1 protein-coding gene is annotated in these 297 nt (G+C 55.9%); it reads right to left on the reverse strand.

Going from position 1 to position 297, the window contains the following annotated elements:
* The coding region (locus AB9F29_RS22160; RefSeq protein ID WP_369757285.1) for a hypothetical protein at window positions 1-198 on the reverse strand (198 nt) is incomplete at its 3' end.
* Between the last annotated feature and the right edge of the window lie 99 nt (window positions 199-297).

Genomic DNA, 297 nt, shown 5'->3' on the forward strand with positions numbered 1-297 from the left:
CTTGCTCAGATCACGGGGCCCAGATGCAAATTCAAGTTCAAGTTCTCCGACGGCACCTTTGTCTGCAGATGATGTTTTAGCCTTACCACTGGCCAGTTGTCGGCGATGGCGCGAAGATTGGTCTGCTTGTGCCAAGGCGTCAGGGTCGAAAATTGCCAATCCTGAGAGAGCTATCGCGTACGTAAGCCGCGCATTCATGTTTGACGCGGCCCTGTCGTGGCAAGCCGTGATCCTTGCGGATTCGAGAATGACGGCAGCGGATGTGGCCGCCGGTAGCCTCGTTCGAATAAGCCCGAT

Origin of the sequence: Falsihalocynthiibacter sp. S25ZX9, from assembly GCF_041205405.1 — a bacterium.
Taxonomy (GTDB): domain Bacteria; phylum Pseudomonadota; class Alphaproteobacteria; order Rhodobacterales; family Rhodobacteraceae; genus Falsihalocynthiibacter; species Falsihalocynthiibacter arcticus.